We start from the raw sequence: 21,532 nt of genomic DNA on the forward strand, positions 1-21,532 counted from the left end.
ACGAGATGCTAGGAAACACACTTGTAGGAAGATACCAAATTATTAGTAACTTGGGAGGTGGGGGTTTTGGTGAAACTTTTGTGGCAAGTGATACCCAATTACCCGGTTCACCTCCATGTGTCGTTAAGAAACTTAAACCCCAGGCAAGTGATCCCGTAACTTTGGAGACAGCTAGGCGTTTATTTGATACAGAAGCACAAGTTCTGTATAAATTAGGAACTCACGATCGCATTCCCCAACTTTTAGCTTACTTTGAGGAGAACGCCGAATTTTATCTCGTACAGGAATTGATCGAAGGGCATGACTTGAGTCTAGAATTAATCCCAGGTAAAACTTGGAGTCAAGAGCAAGTAATTTCACTTTTACAAGAGCTTTTGACAATCTTAGAATTTGTCCATCAACAGAATGTAATTCACCGTGATGTCAATCCGCGAAATATCCTCAGACGCCATCCCGATGGCAAATTAATTTTAATTGATTTTGGTGCAGTTAAACAAATTACTACTCAGGTAATTCTTCCCGAAGGCTCAATTAAAGGTACTGTTGCTATAGGTACGCCTGGATATATTCCTGGAGAACAAGCTCATGGTACGCCAAAATTAAGCAGTGATATCTATGCTACGGGAATAATAGCTATTCAAGCTCTCAGTGGATTATCACCAGAGGAAATAGTAAAAGATGCCGATACTAATGAAATTATCTGGCACAATCAAGCCACGGTAACGCCAGAATTCGCTCAATTCTTAGATAAGATGGTGTGCTACGACTTTCGCCAACGCTATGCTTCGGCAACGGTGGCATTACAAGCACTGAAAGAGTTAACACAACCACCCACCCAGACAATTGCATTAACTCCTATTTCTCCACCAAAAAATATCAACAAACCTCAACCGAAAAAAGGTATTTTGGGTAAAATTTTACTAGCAATATTTTTAATTGGAGTTAGCGGAGTAGCATCAATATTTATTTTAAATAACATTAATTCAAATAACGCCATAGAATTATCCAAACAAGGAAATACCCTTTTTGATTTGCAACGCTATCAAGACGCATTAGAAGTATATGAAAAAGCCGTTAATATTAGACCAGATTATGCTCAAGGATGGAATGGTCAAGGCAAAACGCTGTATAAATTAAAAAAATACAAAGATGCGCTAGCGGCGTATGATAAAGCAATTCAAATTCAGCCAGATTATTTTGAAGCTTGGAGTGGACGAGGCTTTGTATTAGGAAATTTACAGCGATATCAAGAAGCGATCGCCTCTTTTGATAAAGCCTTACAATTAAATAATGAAAGCTCGGAAGTCTGGAATGCTAAGGGTGAAGCTTTCAGTAACTTAAATCAATATGACCAAGCAATTCAATCTTATGAAAAAGCGATTGAATTTAAACCAGATAATTATGAAGCGTGGTATAAAAAAGGATTAGCTTTCCAAAATTCTAACCGATACGAAGAAGCGATCGCAGCTTATGAAAAAGTCGTGGCTTTAAAACCAGACTACGAGCAAGCCTGGTATAATTGGGGAAATTCCTTAGTCAATTTGCGACGCTACCGAGACGCATTTACAGCTTATGATAAAGCTGTGCAATACAAGCCAAATTATTATCAAGCCTGGTTATCGAGAGGTAATGTACTGCTGAATTTACAACGTTATCCAGAAGCGATTGAATCTTTTAATCAAGTAATCAAATATAATCCCAGTAATTATCAAGCATGGTATAATCTGGGTTGGTCGCTGCATCAAACCCAACGCTATGAAGAAGCAATAAAAGCTTATAAAAAAGCAGCAACACTTAAGCAAAAAGACTATAAAATATGGTATAATTTAGGGAATTCGCAATACATTTTGCAAAAATACGAAGATGCGATCGCGTCTTATAATAAGGCAGTTCGTTATAAACCAGACCATTCCGAAAGCTGGTATAGCAGAGGTAATGCGTTATTAAATGTGAAACAGTTTAAAGATGCGATCGCGTCTTACGATCAAGCAATAAAATACAAGCCTAATTACCAACAAGCAATAGACGGGCGCAATCAAGCCCAAATTCAACTACAAGGCGAAATATCAAAGCCTAAACCTGTAATTGTGCCAGTTCTCCCATTTCCTAATGCTACTAATTCACCGCAAACCACACCCTAGTGGTCTATCAAGTCAACAATGCTTAAGTAAACCAAGTTTTAGTAATCTTTCTCTCTTTATCTGTGTGTTCTCTGTGCCTCTGCGGTTCATAAACAACGCAGATACAACAAAAATATTCGATGCTTTTTACACAACAAAACCCGTCGGTAAAGGAACAGGGCTAGGTCTATCTATTGCTTACCAAATTGTGGTTAATAATCATCACGGCAAGCTCACATACCATTCCAAACCAGGTGAAGGCATAGAGTTTATCATTGAACTACCCATCCGATAAATGAGAATTTGCAAACTACATAAAAGAAACACGTAGGGGCACAATATATTGTGCCCTTACTCGCATTTTTGGCGTTTTCTGCCAATGCGTAATATCATGTCCGCCAAGTTACCCATAATAAAAGAACCCAACCCCTCCCCGCAAGCAGGAGGGGAGTGAAAGCGTAGCTTTTGCGGGGTGGGGTTTCGGGTATTATGCTTAATTGCCCGGACATCATATAAGTCCTATATACAGCAGATTGCAACAGGCGTGAGGTACAGATAATCGTAGGGGCACAACATGTTGTGCCCCTACCCGTGTACTTCATTTACCTGAAATACGCTGTATGTTAGTACAGTTCAGTTAAGCCCCAAATCCAATGCAAGAGACTAGCAATTGCTAGTCTCTACATACCTAAAATCAATACCAAAAATCCTTAACCCAAGTGTATTGTGTTATATCTAACCAGTCTATGAATCAAAAAATTGTTGTGATTAGCGAATATTCACCTCTTGCAGGTAATTTACTCCTTGCAGATATTCAATGTTAGTAGCTGATTTTTTAGAGACAAATGAATTTTTTATTTTTGCAGAAGCTACCTTTTGATTGCCAGCCAGCAGGCGTTGTTTTTGAGTATACTCATTTAATTTGACTTGAGCTTGAGCATAAACTAGAGTATCGTTAGGAATATTTCGGAGAAATTTTACAGCCTGATCAAAATCACCAACAAATGCTTGTTTATAGGCTTTCTGTAAAAAGTAAGCTGCTCTAATCTGGCGCTTTCGATTGTACTCAGCCAACTTGTCTTGAACTAAAGCACCCGCACGACTTTCTTTAGGAATTTGCCGCAGATATTGTAATGCAGTAGAAAAATCTTTTGTATCGGCACTTTCGTAAGCTTTTGCTAATAAATCTTGCGTCTGTGCTTCAATGTTGACGTATGCTTGCTGAACTAGTTTATCTGTTTTAGATTGCCAATATAAAATATTTGGAATTTTAGCAACAGCATCAAGAACATCTGACCATCGGCTATCATGGAAAGCTGTTTGAGCTATTTGGTATTGCTGTGCAGCTACTTGCCATTGCTCTTGCCATTCTTCAATAGTGGCTTGCGCTTCTGGATAAACATTGCTGTGGGAGGGAATTGATTTAACAAGTGCGATCGCCTCTTGTAAATCTCCTGCTTGATATTCTTGTGTGGCTTTAGATAAAGTTTCTGTTTCTGAGTATGCAGGTGCAGCATTAATTAAAGAATATACACCAAATCCCATCACTAAAGAATTAGCCGCCAGTCCTACTTTCATTCCTGTTAATAACGGAGATGATTTCCCAGATGTAGGATTATCATTTTCAACCGCCGCCTCTATAAAAAAATGATCATCTGCTTCTAATATTTCTGGTGGCTGTTCCCATGTTATTTGTTTGAGTACCCGCAACACCTCACCCGCAGACTGGAAGCGGTTTTGATAATCGTAGCGGATCATTTGGCTGAGAACAGCAGCTAAATAATCGTTAACTGGCGTGTTTTCAGAACGCCAAACAATTTCATTAGTATAAGGATCAGCTTTTAATTGTAGTGGTTCTAACCCTGTTAAAGCCTGGATAGCAATCATACCCAAAGCATAAATATCACTGCTGGGCTGTGTTTGTCCAATAAATTGCTCTGGCGGTATATACCCTAATGAAGTGACGGGAATTCTATAAATGGGCAATTCCGCACCTATGCCAAAATCGATAGACTGGATTGAGCCAAAGTCAATCAAAACTAACTTGCGTAGCGCATCGCTATTACGTCTAATCAAGTTTTCCGGTTTGATGTCGCAATGGATCACGCCTTGAGAGTGAACAAATTCTAGAATACCTAAGACATCTATCAGAAATTCTACAACTTCCCTTTCACTCCACAGACACCCCCATTGTTGATCGATGGGCAATTCCGCAGCCAGCGCATGTCCTTCAATCCACTCTTGGACTAAATAAAATCGCTCGTTTTCTTCAAAGCAGGCGATAAATTCAGGAATTTGGTGATGGCTTCCCAAAAGCTTGAGGGTTTGGGTTTCAGTCTGAAACAGTAACCTCAGCATCTCCAAGTAGCCAGATTCGGAACTGTTAACCTTAATCTGCTTAACAACGCATTTGGGATGCTCTGGATAATCCACGTCTACAGCTATGTATGTTTGTCCAAACACCCCTGCACCCAGGTTTTGGATAATTTTGTAACGCCCTTGTAGTAATTTACCGATTATGTGGTAGGTCATGACCTGGTTACTCAGTAAGTCCTTTTATTTAGTTTTTCTGCCATTCCCTCCTGTTTCCGGAATGCTTGAAAAATAGATTTATATCATGTCCGCATAGATAGTTATGCTAACCACGATCATTACACCCCACCCCCAACCCCTAAGAGCCTGCGGGGAGGGGAGACAAAGCACAGCTTTGGCGGGGTGGGGTTCTTCGCGTTTAATAAGTAATCAAGCGGACATCATATTACTGAACTTAACTACTTGGATGCAAACTTGATTTATTTCAGTACTTTTACTTAAAAAAATCGTATTTTACTTTATCAAAATTTATTAAACTTCTCAGATATTAATATTTCGATAAATTTTTAGATTACTAATAAAAATTTTTAAGTTTATAGTTAGTGAGGTTCTTCTCTACTTTCTTGTTCTTCGATCGCTTCAGATTTATCTGTTAACGGCTTCACTACCCGCGCGATCGCTTCTTGAATAAAAGCTTTAATAAATTCATCTCTGCGATTAATTTGAAACTGTCGCTGCACAACTTCTGTCATTCCACCATCACCCCAATCTTGGTCATGACGAAAATATTCAATAAAACTTTTACCAGCAATTCGCGTTAAGTAAGCTGCTGTCACACCTTGAATTGCTCTACCAATAATAAAGGTGGCAACATTGAGTTGCAAAGCTGTAGATAATAATTGAATTGCTCCTTTAACAATGCCCAAACTAGCGATGGTTTTCGCTAAAGAAAGGGCTAACTCTCGTCCCCGTTCCATATTCAATTCACAGCCGTAGACTCTGCCAATTTCCACAACCATTTGAGCATTAACAGCAGCTGTCGCTAGTAAATCTACCACTGGTATAGGCGTAACTGATACCACGCCAGCACCAATCCATTGAAAGCGTTCTACGATTTTGTCAGCTTGACGGCGACGCTGGCCATCAATGAGTTTTCGCGCCTCGTCTCCCAATCGCAGAGATTGCAAAAGAATATTATCTGCCACCAAATCTTCACCCTCAGCCCGTAAAACAGCAGCCGTGCGCCGCAGCAAAGGGACAATATCGGGTTCCGGCTGGAAGGTTTCGCCAGTTTCTAGTTGTGCAGGTTGGGGATTAGCAGCGATCGCCACCACATCATTAGTAGCAATAAATCCCCGTACCCGTTGACGCAACCTTGCAAGGATAGATTCTTTATCTTCATCTGTATATAAATCAGTTTTATTGAGAACTAGAAGCGATCGCTTCCCAATTTCTGCTAATCCCCGCAACGGCTCATATTCTGAGCGCCGTAAGTCATTATCTACCACAAACAAGAGTAAATCGGCTTCCGTCGCCAGTTCTCGCGCCATTTGTTCCCGTTCCGTTCCCGCCACCCCCGCTTCTAAAATCCCTGGCGTATCCGTAATTAAAATCTTGCGTTCTAATCCCTTCAACCGCAGACAATAAGTTTCTCCCACCTGGGTTGTACCCATCGGTGCATCCACCTGACCGACCATGCGTCCCATAATCGCATTAACTAGAGAAGTTTTGCCAGCACTCCCCGTACCAAATACCACTACTTGAATTTCACCGCGTGCTAAGTTCGCTTCAATCTCTCGTGATTTACTTAATAAAGCTTGGCGTGTTACTTCATCTTGAATTTGCGCTACCTGTTGGCGCACAGCCTGGAGAGTTGTAGAAGCAGCGTCAGATTTGTCAGCAGGAATTTGCGCCGCAGTTACTCGCTTCGGGTTGCGGCGCGATCGCTTTTCCCCAGATTGAATCACCAATACATAATAGACAAAAGCGGCAACCAACGCTCCAATGAGGACAATCAGCAGCAACAGCAGCAAATTGCCTAGCAACGGCGAATAGGACAATTGCCAATAGAGGCGCGATAGAGAATCAATTACCCATAGGGCTAGTCCCAAAATGACAATCAGACCAACAATCAGCGTTACTATGCGTGACAGAGGCATGGCTGGGAAATATTAGTGGATATTCAGTAGGCAGATGCTTCTGATTTTAATAGTTTCAGTATTTTTTACCAGAGTAGTCAGAAGCAGCTTTTGATTCAACCAAGAACGCTCATCTCCTTGAGTAACAAAATTTTAAATCTTGCACTGCGTTTCTAGCCCACCTCGGAATTCATTCCGAGTCTCATAGCTGAAGTCCACTCAAGTGGACTGAATTGCTTGTTTAGTCCACTTGAGTGGACTTTCGCTCTCAGCCCAGAACTGAAGTTCTGGGCGGGATGTTGTTCAGATTTCACAACCAAACCACGAGGTATTGGTACTGGTTTGGGGCTAGCGATGCCTGCGGCGGGCTATTCGGCGTCGCACATCAGATTGTGGTAGAAAAACATCAGGGTAAAATAACTTGCCAATCTGAGTTGAATCGAGGTACAGAGTTTGTGTTGGCTCTACCCACCGCAGGTATCGCTTAACCGATTTATCATCCTTAAGCTAGTAGCTTTTGAAATTTTATTCGTTCATTATAAAGCTTGCGTTTTCTAACTTTTTAGTGGACTTACGCCAGTTTTGGCAACTTTTTTGAGAACAAAGAGAGAAACAAACTTATGGGACTTTTCGATCAAATTCTTGGTGCTGTTGCTAATCCCAATCAACAGGGTAGCTTAGGTCAATTGGGAAGTATTGTTAACACTGTACAGCAGTTGAGCGATCGCACTGGCACAAACCCGTCTACCATCCAATCAGTTTTATCAATAGTCGGTAGTCAAGTGCGTTCTGCTTTACAACAAAAGCAAGCCACAGATGGTAATGAAGCCGCACAAAGTCTAGTTAATCAATATGCTGGGACTTCACCTAACCCCCAAGCCGTCAATTCGCTGTTTTCTCCTCAGATACAACAACAGGTAGCTCAGGTTGCTGCCGGGCGCACTGGATTGGATGCTGGTATGGTTCAACAATTGCTGCCTTTAGCAGTACCTTTAGTACTGAATTTTTTGCAATCAGGTGCAAATGCTCAAAATCCGCAAGCTGGCGGGAATTCTGTACTGAATTCTTTCTTGGATGCTGACGGCGATGGTGATGTCGATATCGCTGATGCCATCCAAATGGCTAGTCGATATATGCAAAGGTAACACTTCTTAACCCCCACTCCCCACTCCCCGCTCCTAACTCCTAACTCCTAACTCCTAACTCCCCACTCCCCACTCCCCACTCCCCACTCCCCACTCCCTTAGACATCGGCAATTAGCCCTTGCTAGATATTTAGCTAAGACATAGGCTGAGAAGATGAGAAATTTGCAAATATAAATCAGACAGTCTATGTCTAAATTTTTTGACTGTATTACCGAGCAACTGCAAGACTTTATTGCAGCCCAACACCTTTTCTTTGTTGGCTCTGCACCCTTGAGTCCTACGGGTCATGTTAACCTCTCTCCTAAAGGTTTAGACTGTTTTCGCATCCTCTCTCCCAACCGAGTAGGTTACGTAGACCTTACAGGTAGTGGTAACGAAACATCAGCCCACTTGCAAGAGAATGGGCGAATAACCTTCATGTTTTGCGCCTTTGAGGAACCCGCCTGTATATTGCGTCTTTACGGTCAAGGAAAGACGATTTTACCGAGTTCTCCAGATTGGGACTCCTTGTACTCTTTGTTTGTGCCGATGCCTGGAACTCGTCAAATTATCGTCGCCGACATTGAAAAAATACAGACTTCCTGTGGTTTTGGCGTACCACTTTATGAATATCAAGGTCAGCGCCAGACTTTAGTAAACTGGGCTAGTAAAAGAGGTGAAGAGGGAGTTCGAGAATATCAACAACAAAAAAATCTCGTCAGCATTGACGGTTTACCCACACCACTGAGTAAATTATCTTAAATTTTACAAAAACGGACTTTGTAGCATGAGTTATGGATTATTCTATTCGTCCACTCAGACAAGAAGATGAGCCTTTCCTTTGGCGAATGCTTTACGAAGCAGCCCATCTGGTAGAAGAAGGTAATTTGACAGTGCAGGATGCAATAAATAATCCTGATTTAGCAAAATATGTTAAAGATTGGGGACATAAAGATGATAGCGGCTTTGTCGCTATTTTAGAAAGTAGTAATCAACCAGTAGGAGCGGCATGGCTGCGTCTATTGACAGGTGAAAATAAAGGATATGGCTATGTTAATGATCAAACTCCTGAACTAGCTATTGCCATTCTTCCTCAACATAGAAATAAAGGTATAGGAACGCAGTTACTCACACATTTGTTAGCAACAGCTAAAACATCTTATCCATCAATATCACTTAGTACCAGAGCGACAAATCCAGCTGTAGGTTTATATAAACGATTTGGCTGGGAAGTTCTTGCTCACAGTGAGACAATCAATCGAGTTGGTAGCATCTCTTTTAAGATGAAAATTGATTTTTAAGCTCAAAGCTCGTCAATTGTAGGGAGTGTAAATAAGAAAGCCGCCAAAGCGATCGCAGCTTGCAAGCGGCTTTTTCGTGTAACATCACAATAGTTGTGAAATCTCTATCTTCATTTGGAATTTTGCTTTTATGAGCCTTTAGGATCGGTGTCACCACCAATTATTACTTGGAACAAGTTTCCTAGTAAAGAGAAAAATGCCGAAACGAACACTATCAGCATTAGACTAGCAAGGGCAGCAAAAGGAGAGATGATGAATAAGAGTAAGAGTGCAAGCATCAAAATCGTTAGTAATGTCTTATTCATCTTTTTCACCTTTTATAGTTGCTACTCTCAAGCTAACCAGCTAAGTCATGAACTTGACCACAGTCAATAGAAGGAATTATTCTTAGTTCTCTGGTAAGATTTTGAAACCAAATTGAGCGCCAAAGTCTAATTTATAATCCAATACCGTTCAGTTAGCCATAAAAAACCTTAACCTGTGTAGGTTGGGTTGAGGAACGAAACCCAACATCAGGCATTAAGCATTATAATTGTTGGGTAACGCATTGCCTCAACCCAACCTACGATTATCTTTAACCCAAGCGTATTGATTTATAATCAATAATCTGTCACTTGCCCTCTGTTAGACTTAACCTGTCCGCGCTTAGTTTTGTAGTCAACGCGCTTTCTTTGAGAACTGCGAGTTGGTTTCGTGGGTTTGCGTTTTATCGTCACTACAACTGCGCTTTGAATGAGTTCTTGAAGTCGTTTCAAAGCTGACTCCCGATTGTTCTCTTGGCTTCGGTGTTCCTGCGCTTTGATTACAACAACTCCGTCCTGGGTGATGCGTCGATCATTCAGCTTTAAAAGCTGTTCTTTATAATAATCGGGTAATGATGAAGCCGCAATATCGAAGCGCAAGTGAATCGCAGTGGAAACCTTATTCACATTTTGGCCTCCTGCTCCTTGCGAACGAATTGCACTAATTTCAATCTCACTCTGTGGGATAATAACTTTGTTGGAAATTTGCAGCATTACTCACAAGGTAAAAGAGGAACTTTTCAATTTAGGATAAAAATCCTTTACTCAGTTTCTTCGGGAGAATCTATTACTACGTCTTGGTCTTTATTGTTGTCCAAATTCACCTCTAAAGTCTTTCCTTCTATTGTCACTTTATCACCCGGTACTAGTCGCCGCCCTCGTCGGGTTTCTAGCATACCGTTTACTTGGACATCGCCACCTTGAATCATCAGCTTGGCTTGTCCTCCACTTGGCACTATACCCATCAACTTTAAATATTGATTTAACTTAATTGTGTTGTCTCTGATTTTCTTCATAGTAAATAAAACTACATCATCTTAATTGTATCGTGGCGCGATCAAGGCAAAGCGTGAATATATTGCGCCACATAATCACCTAAGTACAGTATTTCATTAATTCGTTGCGAATTAAATTTGCCAATGCGTTGCCTGACAATGCCAATGTGTCGCCTGAGAATGCCAATGCGTCGCCTGACAATGCCAATGCGTCGCCTGACAATGCCAATGCGTTGCCTGACAATGCCAATGCGCCGCCCTGTATTTAAAAATGCTACTGCTTAAATAAACCAGGACTTATGTACAAGGAATGGAAAATCGAACCACAGAGAAGCCAGTGCGCCCTTGCGGTTCCCCGACTTGAAGCAACTGGCGCGACGCAGAGAAGCCAGTGCGCCCTTGCGGTTCCCCGACTTGAAGCAACTGGCGCGACACGGAGGAATAAGAGTTTGAGAGGTTTTTTGCGTAAGTCCTATAAACTTTTAGAACGAAAATCAACGTTTGGGCTGATTTTACTAATTGGCTGTTGTGCAATACTTTTCGGATAAGCCTAACAATCTTCCTTTTGGTCTGAAAAAAGCTTAAAGGATAAGGGATAAAGGTAAATTTAAACCCTTTGCCTTTCCTGCTTAACCGAAAAGTATTAGGCTATGGCGATCGCTATGACAAAAAGCTGTGATGCCAGTTTATTATCTATAATGTTGATCGACAAAACTGCCAGATATAGGCGAACAAACTAGTCTGGAAGGTTATTTTAGTATGTTCAGGGGACTGGATCTATGATTAAGCTCGGTTTATTGGTACAGTCCCAGAATAACTATTTGGGTATAGGAAAAGTTACGGAAATATCTGATACCAATGCAAACGTTGAGTATTTCTGCTCCATAGGGCAACGTCTGCAAAAAACTTTACCTTTAAATTCGCTCTCTCAGGTCAGGCTTGAACCCCAGGCTCGATGCTATATTAAGTCCCAAACCCAGGATAAATGGATAGTTGGCAGAGTTTTCATCTGGGATGAAGATACAGAAATGTATCAAATTGATTTACCAGATAAGAAAACTGCGATCGCATCTGAAGAAGACATTTACGTTCGTTGTAATCTACCGAACACAGACCCCATCGAAACTCTGGCGATGAAGGGTCACGAAACGCCCTACTTCCACGACAAAAGATTGGCTTTCGTCAAATCCTTGATTAAGCAACGCGCTGTCAGTCGTGGGATGACAGGACTAATTTCGGCAAATATTAATCTTTATCCTCACCAAGTTGAAGTTGTGCGGCGGGTACTGGAAGATCCAATTCAACGTTACTTGCTAGCAGATGAGGTGGGACTCGGAAAAACCATCGAAGCAGGTGCGATTCTGCGTCAATTTCTTCTCGATGAACCGAAAAAAGGTGCGGTGGTGATAGTTCCGCAATATTTGCTCAAACAATGGCGAACTGAGTTAGAAAACAAGTTTTACATTTCCCACTTCCCTAAACGGGTAGCGGTGCTGGCGGTTGAAGATATCCATAAAATCAACCTGAAAGCGAAGATAGGCTGCTTAATTTTAGATGAAGCCCATCATATTGCAGCAATGGCGACCTCTAAGGATGCAGCAGTACGCCAGCGTTTTCAGACTTGCAAAGAACTTGCTCATAAAAGCGATCGCTTACTCTTATTATCTGCCACTCCTGTTCTCAACCATGAGCAAGATTTTCTGGCTATGTTGCACTTGCTCGACCCGACAACCTATAAACTTGGTGATTTAGCAGGTTTTCGCGCCAAAGTTGAAAGCCGTCAGCAAATTGGTAAAGTTCTCCTTTCTTTTAAAGAAGATGCGGAACCCCTTGTTCTCAAAAGCAACTTGCAGCAACTACGAAACCTCTTTGCTGAGGATGAGTATTTACTGAAGCTGGCGGATGATTTAGAAAATTTACCAGCAAATTCTACCGAGCAAGAGCAAATCCTGCAAGCGATTCGTGTCCACGTCAGCGATATCTATCGACTACACCGGCGAATGCTTCGCAACCGTCGCGCTGCGGTGGAGGATGTGATATTTGACCGCAATTTTACGCCGAAAGAAGAGTATGATTTAGACGAGCGATCGCTTGATATCCACCAACTGCTCAATCAATGGCGTAGTGTTGCCCCTGGTGAAAAGCAATATCAGCGAATTTTTCTGTTGTTATTCCTAGCTTCTGGTACTTGGTTAGGGATTTTAGAGCAGGTAATTACCGCCCGGTTAACTGGTAAACCTCATGCTAAACTCATCCACGAGTTTAGAGAAGATGATATTCGCCTATTAACTACAACCCTCAAATTCTCAGGCGAAGAAGAGATTCTGCAATCCTTGCTAAAAATTATTCGTCAACCTCAAGAGGACGGACAACGGACAGAGAATTTGAAAACAGTGCTGGTGAATCAGCTAGGTACATACTTCAAAATTCCCGCAAACGTTCGGAAGAATCAAAAGGAATTCATCACGAGGATACAGCAGAGAATCAAGAGACCAATTACTGGCGATATTCTGCCCAAATTTGTTGTATTTACCAGTTTTGTGCAAACTTGTGGTGAAATCGTCCGGTATTTATCTGATAGCTTTGGTGCAGAGACAGTAGCCAGCCATCAATTTGGAGAATCACCAGACAAGGTTGAGGAAGGCTTAAATAGGTTCAAGAATAACCCAAACTGCTTTATTCTAGTATGCGATCGCTCTGGAGAAGAAGGACGTAACCTCCAGTTTGCCGATTGGTTAATTCATTTTGACCTTCCTTGGTCGCCTAATCAATTAGAACAGAGAATTGGCAGACTTGACCGCATTGGCAGCAAAATTGGAGTCCAATCTAGTGCCTTAATTGGCCCCTACTTGGAAGATAGCCCTCACAATGCTTGGTATAAAGTATTGAAAGATGGGTTTGGTATATTCCAACAATCAATTGCCAGTCTCCAGTTTTATGTGGATGAGAAACTTGCAGAATTAGAAACAGTTTTGTTTCAATCAAGTGCTGCTGGATTGTTAGAGATGATTTTGCCAATTCAACAGCAAATTGAAGCTGAAATAGCAAAAATTAGCGAACAGAATGCTCTAGATGAAATTGACGCTAACGATGAAATTGCCACCGAGTATTTTCAAGATTTAGATAATTACGATGCTTGTCATTTAGAAATTAAACGAGCAATTGAAGGCTGGATTTGTGACGCGCTGGGATTCAGAGGACTCAATAATCCAGATTCATCAGAGATGCGACGTTATCAACCGACAACGCGGACATTGGTTCCCATAAATGACTTAAAAAACCGTTTTGCTGAGAGTTCCCTAGACCAATTTGGTACTTATAATCGCAGGGTAGCAAACCAGAATGCTGGTATTAAACTCTTTCGAGTTGGGGAAGGATTTATTGAAGCACTCTGGAACTATATAAACTGGGATGACCGAGGTGAAGCCTTTGCGATGTGGCGCACTGATGCATCTTGGGACTCTAAAGAAGGAAAGGAGTGGTTCGGTTTCCAATGCAATTATGTAGTCGAAGCAAATTTAAGAATTGCCAAACAAGTTTTACTAGATAACAAACTAGATAATTCTCAATTCAAAAACTTGCAGCGACGTGTCGATGCTCTATTTCCACCAATTATAGAAACTATCTATGTTGATGGTCGCAAGGAGCCAATACGCACTGTTGAAGATAAAGCGCTCTTAAGTATCCTGCAACGTCCATATAAAGATAAAAACAACAATCAAGGACGAGATTACAATCTAGCAAAAGAGCGCTTAGGAATTATTGACGATTTTGTTGACCCTAGTAAATGGCAAAATTTCTGCTATCAAGTGCGTAATACTTCTTCAGAATTACTCTCTAATCGTCCAGATTTTATTGACTTATGCCAAAGTTGTGCTAAGGTTGCCGAAAAGAAATTAGCCAATAGAGTAGAACAATTACGGCTGCGTCTGAACCAGCAAAGTTGGGATAATGCATTAGCTGAAGAATTGAAGATAGAAACTGCTTTAAATGCAGCCATTCTAGAAGGAATTCGTCAGCCCCAAATTAGGCTTGATTCTGTCGGTTTTATTATTGTATCGGGGCGATCGCTTGTGCAATTTGAGTGATATTATGCGCGGTTAAATAGCCATAGTATCCCCGTTAAACCCGCCTGTAAAGAGAGGCTTAGGTAGGTTTTTCTTCTCGTTGTCGTATGGAAACGACAACGAGTTTAACCTTTTCTGTTACCGAGAATGAAAATTTCCCTGCCCTTGGCAATGTGTCATATCATGTTCGCTTGATTACTTATTAAACCCGAAGAACCCCACCCCGCCAAAGCTACGCTTCGTCTCCCCTCCCCGCAAGCGGGGAGGGGATTAAGGGGTGGGGTGCAATGACTGTGGAAATCATAACTAATTATGCGAACATGATATCAGCGATCGCAAGGGTTTACAATAAAATTGTACTAGTGTGAAGCAGTCGCTTCAGAATGCTTATGCTAATCCAGTTTCGGTTTCATCCTGAAAAAGCCGTTGAAGCCGCAGCGATACTCTTAAAGCTGCACGGTAAGCCTATGAAGTATTTAGGGTTACTTAAGATGCTTTACATAGCTGACCGTGTTGCATTGAAACGCATGGAACAACCGATTACTGGTGATCATTATGTGTCGATGGATTACGGCCCTGTCCTAAGCGGCGTTTATGACCTAATCAAGGGAAAACCCGTTGATGATGCCTTACCTCTCTGGTCTAAGTTCATTTCTCCTCTTAATGAAAATCATGTTTCCTTGTTGCGTGATCCGGGAGACGAAGACCTTTGTGAAGATGAAGAGGAAATCATTCAGCAGGTTTATGAAACTTTTGGGCATCTTGATCCAATTGAAGTTGCTGAGTGGACTCATGACCTTCCAGAGTGGAAAAACCCTCATGGCTCTGCCATTCCGATTTTGGTAGAGGATATTCTCAAAAATGTGGGCAAGAGTGACGAGGAAATCGGGGAAATTCAGCAAGAAGCCATTCGAGAAGCATATCTAGATGGGGTTTTGAATGGTTAGCATCACCATTAATTTGGGAGATGCATTTTTGCTGGATACGCCTCCCAACAGTGAACACCTCTACATCGCAATTGCACAAACTTCTGAAAGCAACTATCTGTTCGTCAATGTCACTACCCGCAGACCTAATTCTGAAACTTCCTGTGTTCTCCTACCAGGTTCAGGTATACCAAGCTTTATAGTCCATGAGTCGGTAATAGCTTATCAGTTTGCTCGTGAGATGGATGCTACTCAACTAGCTGGATTGATTACCATTGGTAGCCCTATTCCGAAAGGGACTTGTTCGATGGCTGTTATTACACAGATTCAGCAAGGTGGTTTAGTCTCCAAGCGGTTGAAGAAGAGGTATAAAACTGCTCTGAAAGCTTTCTTGGGAATACTGTAAAATGTCATAGATCGCAGTCACATATAGAAAGCGCGTAATGCTGGGAAACTGAGATAAAATTAATTATATTTTTGACTTTACCTGAAAAGTAAGTAAATATTAAAACTTATATATACCGTTACGTATTTAACTTGTACATTTACCTGATGACTGATGACTGTTGACCGTTGACTGATGACCGGTAACCGTCAACCGTCAACCGTCAACGATTATAAAGAATGTTTATATAATTTAGACGCATATCAGCTTACTGAAACGAAGTAGTTATAGTGAAAGTCAAAAATGAAACGTTCAAATCGCCTTGCTTGGATGTCCGCGATCGCACTCGCTGCGATCGTTTTACTTAGTTTGTTTGCGGCTCCCAATAATACTAAAATTAACACTGGCTCTACCTATAACCGCGCCTCCGATGGCTATGGTGCTTGGTATGCTTTTATGCAACAGCAGGGAATTTCTATCAAGCGCTGGCAAAAGCCTTTTAGTGATATTCAGCCAGATAACAACCCTGTTACCTTCCTACAGGTAAGCAGCGATCTAAGGGAGACGACACTGGATAGTCAAAAGCGTGAATGGGTAGAAAAAGGAAATACTTTAGTAATTTTGGGTGCGGGGGCGCGGGTTACAGAAGCCCAGTTTAGCACTATGCAAAAATCTCCCCAAGGTGATATTAAAATTGATACACGTAGACGATATAAAAAAGCTAACTCCAAGCAAGTTGATTTAGGCGATCGCTTTGGTGCTGTTGTCTGGGAAGAAAATTACAAAAAGGGAAAGGTAATTTTTTCTACCACTCCTTATTTAGCCGCCAACGCCTACCAAGATTATTTAAGTAATTTCAAGTATTTAGCCAATTTGGTTACTGAAAAAAGTAACACAGTATTTGTCGATGAATACATCCACGGCTATAAAGATGCCGATGTCAGGAAGAAAGAAAGCGAAGGAGATTTATCTAGTTTTTTTGCTAAAACTCCTGTATTTCCAATATTGCTGCAAGTAGGTATCCTGCTATTAGTGTTAATCTGGGCGCAGAATCGCCGCTTTGGCAAGCCAGTAGCTTTAGATACACCAGTTGTAGATAACAGCGAGGCATACATCCAAGCTTTAGCCGGAGTGTTGCAGAAAGCTGATACCACCGACTTTGTTGTAGAGATAGTGGGTAAACAAGAACAACTACAACTCCAAAAAGCCTTGGGATTAGGGCAAGTACCTTTAGAACGTGAAGCCTTGATCAACTTCTGGATACAAAAAACAGGCGCAAGTGCAGCAGAACTAGATGCAGTTTTAAAGCTACAATCTCGCAAACAATCCATCAGTGAACGAGAACTGTTAAGCTGGTTGGGGAAATGGCGAAACATTAGATTAATTCGTAATTCGTAATTAATTTTTTGGGACTTCCAAATAAAAAATATCCCAAAACTGACACAAAAATACTCTCTATTTCTCCTCCCTGTGTTCTCTGCGTCTGGAGTGGTTTGTTAATTTGGATAATTTATTTCTTAGAAATGCTTTTAGAATTATGCATAATATAGCGGTTCTCGTTTGTATACAATACACTCTAACCTCTCTCCTAAAAGGAGAAAGGCTTTGAATCTTACTCCCCTTCCCTTGCAGGGAAGGGGTTGGGGGTTAGGTCTGTATTGGACTCAACCCAGAAGCGCTATATTTCTGCGTTAGTTAATTATCAATAAAAAAATATGAGCAAAACTCATCCTATCTTAATTCGCCTTGGTCAAGGTCTTAATCAAGTAATTGTCGGACAATCGAGCCTAATACAACAACTTTTAGTAGCACTGCTAGCGGGTGGACACGTAATTTTAGAAGGAGTACCGGGAACTGGTAAAACCCTCCTAGTAAAAGTGTTGGCGCAGTTAATCCAAGGGGATTTTCGCCGGATTCAACTAACACCAGATGTTTTACCTTCAGATATTACTGGTACAAATATTTTTGACTTGAATAGCCGCAATTTCACTTTAAAAAAAGGGCCAATATTTAGCGAAGTGCTGCTAGCAGACGAAATCAACCGAACTCCTCCCAAGACACAAGCGGCGCTACTGGAAGCGATGGAAGAGATGCAGGTAACATTGGATGGTGAAAGTTTGCCCTTACCAGATTTATTTTGGGTGATTGCAACCCAAAATCCCCTAGAATTTGAGGGGACTTATCCCTTACCAGAGGCGCAGTTGGACAGATTTTTATTTAAACTGGTGGTAGATTACCCAGATCAAGCTGCCGAAAAGCAAATGTTGCTGAATCGTCAGGCGGGTTTTGCAGCACGGCGTTTGGATATTAGCCGTTTGAAACCAATCGCAACAGTAGCCGACATTTTGCAAGCACGACTTGCAGTCAAAGAGGTTAAAGTATCAGAAGCGATCGTTGATTATTTATTGGCGTTGGTGAGAACATCGCGTCAATATCCTGATTTAACTTTGGGTGCATCCCCTCGCGCCGCCGGTGCTTGGTTGCAGACATCTCAAGCCCTAGCGTGGTTGGCTGGAAGAGATTTTGTCACACCAGATGATGTTAAAGCAGTTGCATCGCCACTGCTATGTCATCGCCTCATTTTGAAACCAGAAGCGATGCTGGATGGTTTACAAATGGATGCGGTAATTGCGTCGGTAATTAATCAAGTACCAGTTCCAAGGTGAAAAAATTCTTTGTCAGGCTATACAAGTATTTGGATAAACTGGCGATCGCAATCGCAGCCCCACACTTTAGGCATTTGGAAAGTAGGCCAAAAGGAAGCTCAAACTAACTGCCTCCACAAGTTATAAAGTATGTGTAGATAAGACAGCAAGTATGTTGAGGAAAAAATCTCTATGACAAGCTACCAAGAAACCATACCTAGTAACGAATCCATTAATGAGCTAATCGCCGAGACGGCAAGCATTAACCATGTGGAGGTAATTGAAAATGTCATCGATTCTTTGGAACAAGATGACAGTGCGATGGTTAGCCACACTCCAGAGGGTGGTTATCTCTGGAAGTTTAAGTATGGAAGTGTGGAAGTATTTGTCCAACTCAACGGGACAACCGATGAAGACACCATCACGGTTTGGTCTACGGTGCTAAATTTACCCGCCAAAGATGAACCTAAGTTGATGCGGTATCTTTTGGAGTTAAACTGTTCTAGTACCTTTGAAGCGCGTTTCGGTATTATTGAAAACCGAGTGGTTGTGATTTCAACACGTACCTTAGCGGAATTATCTCCTGGCGAAGTATCTCGACTCATTACCATTGTGGCAACGATCGCTGATAATAACGATGAAGCTTTACAAACTGAATTTGGTGCAACTTAAAGAATTTTCGATTTTGGACTTTCCTGCGGAACGCTACGCGAACGGCTACGCTCAGTCGAACGATTTTAGGTCGCACCTTTGGTGCGCTTTCAGCGCAACTTGGATTTTAGATTGGGCAACTGCTGCATCGGATGCATAGCAACCAGGTTTGGCGACTAATTCCTTTGCTAGAGGCAGACGGCAATGTGCAGATGGCGATTGACCGATGGTTGCTAGAACAGCACTATTCAAGAAAGCACCCGCCAACTCTGCGCTTTTATACCTGGTCGCCACCTGCCATTTCTCTCGGCTATCATCAACGCCAATTCCCTGAACATTGGCAACATTTAACTTGGCAAGGGCAAAAACTGGATTTAGTGCGGCGTCCTACTGGTGGACGGGCTGTGTTACACCAAGGTGATTTAACTTACGCTGTAGTCACATCTGGACTTACGGGTAATCGCCTCCAAGTGTATGAGAAAATTTGTGAGTTTTTGATTCAAGGGTGGCGATCGCTCGGCGTAGAATTACATTACGGTACGGCTGGGCGAAGTTACATCCACAACCCTAACTGTTTTGGCACAGCAACCAGTGCAGATTTAGTTTTGCCAGATAGTACCAAACTCATTGGTAGCGCTCAACTGCGACGCGGTGGGGTAATTCTGCAACATGGTTCTATCCGTTTGCAACCGGATGCTGAACTGTTTACTCAAGTATTTGGTGCAGAATCTTTTATGACTGTACAACTGCCTCAAAATCTGAGTATTGAAAAGATTATTGCAGCTTTAGTTGCCGCAGCTAGTGATTGTTTTGATATGCAGATAGAGGTGAAACCCCTCTCGCCGTCTGAGTGGGAGGAAATTTTGGCGAAACCGATTTCGGAGGCTGGTTCTCAGGTCATTTAATGGGATAGAAATAAGTAAATGGGCGTAAATAAATATAATATGTTCTGTCATTGCCAGCGAAGCGAAGCAATCCCAGAGACTTTGCGATTGCTTCGCTTCGCTCGCAATGACATCTTATATTTAATCATGCCTACCTACTTAGAACAGGATTTAAAAATGAGTACAAATTCAGTTCCTAAACAAATCATTGCAATGGGCGGTGGAGGCTTTTCAATGGAACCTGAAAACCCTCTGCTGGATCGATATATCTTGGGATTATGCAAAAAGAAAAGACCGAAGATTTGTTTTATCCCTACAGCAAGTGGTGATTCTGACAAATATATTGTTAAATTCTACTCAGCTTTTGTGCAGCTTCTATGTCAGCCATCTCATTTGTCCTTGTTTAACCCATTTACATCGGACTTTAGGTCTTTTGTTCTTGAGCAGGACATTATTTATGTAGGAGGTGGAAACACTAAAAACCTAATTGCTCTTTGGAAAGAGTGGGGACTTGACCATATTTTGAGAGAAGCTTGGGAAAGTGGCGTTATTCTTTCTGGCTTGAGTGCAGGCTCTATTTGTTGGTTTGAAGAGGGAGTGACAGACTCTATTCCTGGGAACATGACTGTATTACAGTGCCTTGGCTTTCTAAAAGGTAGTAACTGTCCTCATTACGACGGTGAGCCAAGAAGAAAACCTGCTTACCATCAACTTTTATCAGAAGGACTTATTAGCTCTGGATATGCTGTAGACGATGGGGTTGCTCTCCATTTTGTTGGAGAGCAATTGGAAAAAGTTGTGAGTTCACGTTTGCAACCCAAAGCTTATTGTTTAGAAAGAGTAGATAAGACAGTTAAAGAAACGATTTTAGAACCTATATACTTGGGAAATAGCTAATAATTTTCAACGCGAAAATCCTGAGTAATTAGTGCAGTATTATCTTTAAGATACCCTGCTGTCACACAATCATCAATCAATTGCATGACAAACGGCCACAGTTCCGGCGCACCTGTTTCTACTACCGCTACCCGTTTCATCACCTGATCGCGCCTAATGCCATGAATGCGCCAAGTCCCACCTTGAGTTTGTTGATTGTGCAGTAAAGGCTGTATACGGTCTAGAGCTGCGGCAAACTTGGCGGTGGGTGTTTCCCCTGCTTCAAACTCATCCCAGAGTAAACGCAACTCCCTAGCTTGATCTGCTGGCAAAAGTCCAAATAAGCGTAACGCTGCTTGTGCTTCTCGTTCTGCCTTGCTGTCATTACCCTGCACATCGTAGCAGAAGGTATCACCTGCATTAATTTCTACCAAATCGTGAATTAGTAGCATTTTGATGGCATGGAATATATCAACACCCTCCGGGGCATATTCTGCTAATACACTTGCCATCACCGCTAAATGCCAAGAATGTTCTGCACTATTTTCTCGGCGTGACCCATCAGTGAGTAGGGTTTGGCGCATCACTTGTTTCAATTTATCAATCTCGATGATGAACTGAATTTGTTGAGTCATATCATGTCCGCTTGATTACTTATTAAACCCGAAGAACCCCACCCCGCCAAAGCTATGCTTTGTCTCCCCTCCCGAAGAGCTCTTAGGGGTTGGGGGTGGGGTGTAATGACTGTGGTTAGCGTAACTATTTATGCGGACATGATATCAGCCGATTAATTTGCACCTATGA

The 21,532-nt window shown here is 41.8% G+C and carries 19 protein-coding genes and 2 pseudogenes; 15 read left to right on the forward strand and 6 right to left on the reverse strand.

Annotated elements, in window-relative coordinates; translation table 11 throughout:
• The first annotated feature begins 5 nt into the window (after nt 1-5).
• A complete protein-coding gene (locus LC586_RS13680) occupies nt 6-2,141 on the forward strand; it encodes a serine/threonine-protein kinase (RefSeq protein ID WP_229485343.1) in 2,136 nt (711 codons plus the stop codon).
• An 88-nt stretch (nt 2,142-2,229) separates the two neighbouring features.
• Nucleotides 2,230-2,415, forward strand: a pseudogene (locus LC586_RS41110) (ATP-binding protein); the annotation flags it as partial.
• A 473-nt stretch (nt 2,416-2,888) separates the two neighbouring features.
• Here the strand turns inward: LC586_RS41110 and LC586_RS13690 are convergent.
• Both LC586_RS13690 and LC586_RS13695 read right to left on the reverse strand, forming a co-directional pair.
• Nucleotides 2,889-4,652, reverse strand: a complete 1,764-nt coding sequence (locus LC586_RS13690) for a serine/threonine-protein kinase (protein WP_229485344.1) — start codon at nt 4,650-4,652, stop codon at nt 2,889-2,891.
• A 380-nt stretch (nt 4,653-5,032) separates the two neighbouring features.
• The gene (locus LC586_RS13695) at nt 5,033-6,592 is read right to left on the reverse strand and encodes a YcjF family protein (protein WP_229485345.1); all 1,560 of its coding nucleotides are present in this window, start codon (nt 6,590-6,592) and stop codon (nt 5,033-5,035) included.
• A 288-nt stretch (nt 6,593-6,880) separates the two neighbouring features.
• Between LC586_RS13695 and LC586_RS13700 the strand changes: the two are divergent.
• The 4 genes and pseudogenes from LC586_RS13700 to LC586_RS13715 all read left to right on the forward strand — a co-directional run.
• A pseudogene (locus tag LC586_RS13700) lies at nt 6,881-7,059 on the forward strand (ATP-binding protein); the annotation flags it as partial.
• A 132-nt stretch (nt 7,060-7,191) separates the two neighbouring features.
• Entirely contained in the window at nt 7,192-7,716 is a 525-nt protein-coding gene (locus LC586_RS13705) for a DUF937 domain-containing protein (protein WP_229485346.1), read from the forward strand.
• 187 nt (nt 7,717-7,903) lie between these two features.
• A complete protein-coding gene (locus LC586_RS13710) occupies nt 7,904-8,458 on the forward strand; it encodes a pyridoxamine 5'-phosphate oxidase family protein (protein ID WP_229485347.1) in 555 nt (184 codons plus the stop codon).
• A gap of 32 nt (nt 8,459-8,490) precedes the next feature.
• The gene (locus tag LC586_RS13715) at nt 8,491-8,997 is read left to right on the forward strand and encodes a GNAT family N-acetyltransferase (protein ID WP_229485348.1); all 507 of its coding nucleotides are present in this window, start codon (nt 8,491-8,493) and stop codon (nt 8,995-8,997) included.
• A gap of 128 nt (nt 8,998-9,125) precedes the next feature.
• On the opposite strand, the gene LC586_RS13720 is transcribed toward LC586_RS13715, so the two are convergent.
• The 3 genes from LC586_RS13720 to LC586_RS13730 form a co-directional block, all read right to left on the reverse strand.
• Entirely contained in the window at nt 9,126-9,302 is a 177-nt protein-coding gene (locus LC586_RS13720; RefSeq protein ID WP_229485349.1) for a hypothetical protein, read from the reverse strand.
• Nucleotides 9,303-9,596: 294 nt separating this feature from the next.
• Complete coding sequence (gene arfB / locus LC586_RS13725) at nt 9,597-10,013, reverse strand: alternative ribosome rescue aminoacyl-tRNA hydrolase ArfB (protein WP_229485350.1); 417 nt, start codon at nt 10,011-10,013, stop codon at nt 9,597-9,599.
• 47 nt (nt 10,014-10,060) lie between these two features.
• Entirely contained in the window at nt 10,061-10,315 is a 255-nt protein-coding gene (locus tag LC586_RS13730) for an RNA-binding S4 domain-containing protein (protein WP_229485351.1), read from the reverse strand.
• A 123-nt stretch (nt 10,316-10,438) separates the two neighbouring features.
• Between LC586_RS13730 and LC586_RS13735 the strand changes: the two genes are divergently transcribed.
• From LC586_RS13735 to LC586_RS13775, 9 genes are all read left to right on the forward strand, one after another.
• On the forward strand, nt 10,439-10,579 hold the full coding sequence (locus LC586_RS13735; RefSeq protein WP_229485352.1) for a hypothetical protein: 141 nt from the start codon (nt 10,439-10,441) through the stop codon (nt 10,577-10,579).
• A 494-nt stretch (nt 10,580-11,073) separates the two neighbouring features.
• Nucleotides 11,074-14,382, forward strand: a complete 3,309-nt coding sequence (dpdE, locus tag LC586_RS13740; RefSeq protein ID WP_229485353.1) for a protein DpdE — start codon at nt 11,074-11,076, stop codon at nt 14,380-14,382.
• A 368-nt stretch (nt 14,383-14,750) separates the two neighbouring features.
• A complete protein-coding gene (locus tag LC586_RS13745) occupies nt 14,751-15,308 on the forward strand; it encodes a Panacea domain-containing protein (RefSeq protein WP_229485354.1) in 558 nt (185 codons plus the stop codon).
• The gene (locus LC586_RS13750; protein WP_229485355.1) at nt 15,301-15,693 is read left to right on the forward strand and encodes a hypothetical protein; all 393 of its coding nucleotides are present in this window, start codon (nt 15,301-15,303) and stop codon (nt 15,691-15,693) included. Before LC586_RS13745 ends, LC586_RS13750 begins: the two co-directional genes overlap by 8 nt.
• Before the next feature lie 282 nt (nt 15,694-15,975).
• A complete protein-coding gene (locus LC586_RS13755; protein WP_229485356.1) occupies nt 15,976-17,070 on the forward strand; it encodes a DUF4350 domain-containing protein in 1,095 nt (364 codons plus the stop codon).
• 317 nt (nt 17,071-17,387) lie between these two features.
• Nucleotides 17,388-18,338, forward strand: coding sequence for an AAA family ATPase (locus LC586_RS13760; protein WP_229485357.1), 951 nt, complete (start codon nt 17,388-17,390; stop codon nt 18,336-18,338).
• 171 nt (nt 18,339-18,509) lie between these two features.
• Nucleotides 18,510-18,989 (forward strand): YbjN domain-containing protein, encoded by a 480-nt coding sequence (locus LC586_RS13765; RefSeq protein ID WP_229485358.1) that lies wholly within the window; start codon nt 18,510-18,512, stop codon nt 18,987-18,989.
• A 131-nt stretch (nt 18,990-19,120) separates the two neighbouring features.
• On the forward strand, nt 19,121-19,873 hold the full coding sequence (locus tag LC586_RS13770; RefSeq protein WP_229485359.1) for a lipoate--protein ligase family protein: 753 nt from the start codon (nt 19,121-19,123) through the stop codon (nt 19,871-19,873).
• 126 nt (nt 19,874-19,999) lie between these two features.
• Entirely contained in the window at nt 20,000-20,749 is a 750-nt protein-coding gene (locus LC586_RS13775) for a Type 1 glutamine amidotransferase-like domain-containing protein (RefSeq protein WP_229485360.1), read from the forward strand.
• On the opposite strand, the gene LC586_RS13780 is transcribed toward LC586_RS13775, so the two are convergent.
• A complete protein-coding gene (locus LC586_RS13780) occupies nt 20,746-21,363 on the reverse strand; it encodes an HD domain-containing protein (RefSeq protein WP_229485361.1) in 618 nt (205 codons plus the stop codon). The two genes, LC586_RS13775 and LC586_RS13780, sit on opposite strands and share 4 nt — an antisense overlap.
• Nucleotides 21,364-21,532: the final 169 nt, after the last annotated feature.

The organism is Nostoc favosum CHAB5714, from assembly GCF_020829495.1.
Lineage (GTDB): Bacteria > Cyanobacteriota > Cyanobacteriia > Cyanobacteriales > Nostocaceae > Nostoc > Nostoc favosum.